We start from the raw sequence: 886 nt of genomic DNA, 5'->3' as shown, positions 1-886 counted from the left end.
TGGTCGCGACTGTCGCCTCCTTGATCGACCTGCTTGACGTCCGATTCGTCGCAAGCGATTCCTACGTAGGGATCACGCCCGACATCGGTATGCCTCGGGTCTTCGGCGGACAGGCGGCGGGTCAAGCGCTATTGGCAGCGGCCAAGACCGTCGAGGAAAAACGTGTCCCGCACTCTGTTCAGACCCACTTCCTCTCCACGGGGCTAATCGGGCCGCCGATTGAATTTCACGTCGAGCGGTTGCGCGACTCCGGCTCGCTGTCCAACCGGCGGGTCATAGCCGAGCAGCAGGGTCGACAGCTGCTTTCCCTGCTGGCCGCGTTCCACGTCCCAGGCAATGGACCGGAGCATCAACTGGCTGCCGAGGCTGTCGACGGTCCTCCGTCGGCTGGCGCGGGCCTGCGTCCATTTCCCGAGGACTGGCCGGAATTCTATCGACGATGGTCTTCTCTGGAAGTCGACTGGTACCCGGATTCGCATGTGCGCGGACCTCTCACGACAACCGGCCGGGGTACGCTGTCGCGCCAATGGGTGCGGACATCGGCACCCTTCGACGCTCCCCAAGCGGTCCACAGTGCCATCGCCACATGTGTCGCTGGCCTGACATTGTTGATGAGCGCCTTTACGCCCCACGAAATCAAGCCCCATCGCGATATTAAGACGTTCACCCTCGATCATTGTCTATGGTTTCATCGCCCCTTCCGCATTGATGAGTGGCTGCTCCTCGAGCAGGTGTCGCCCAGTGCCTCGGAAGGCAGGGCGTTCTGTATGGGCCGGCTCTTCGGTGGGCGGCAATCACGTGGCCTCTGTGACCCAGGTTGGTCTGGTTCGAGAGTGGTAACTCATGACTTTTGATTCGTGTCAACATAATTGGAGGAGACACAGAT

Annotated in this window: 1 protein-coding gene; it reads left to right on the top strand. The window is 60.9% G+C overall.

What is annotated here, in order from left to right; genetic code table 11:
• Positions 1–854, top strand: an 854-nt coding sequence (locus A9X04_RS29770; RefSeq protein ID WP_231985741.1) for an acyl-CoA thioesterase II, incomplete at its 5' end; no start/stop codon positions are given.
• Positions 855–886: the final 32 nt, after the last annotated feature.

Origin of the sequence: Mycobacterium sp. E3247, assembly GCF_001667785.1 — a bacterium.
GTDB lineage: Bacteria > Actinomycetota > Actinomycetes > Mycobacteriales > Mycobacteriaceae > Mycobacterium.
The sequence above is the reverse complement of the archived record's forward strand: the minus strand, read 5'-3'. Positions and strand labels throughout refer to the sequence as shown.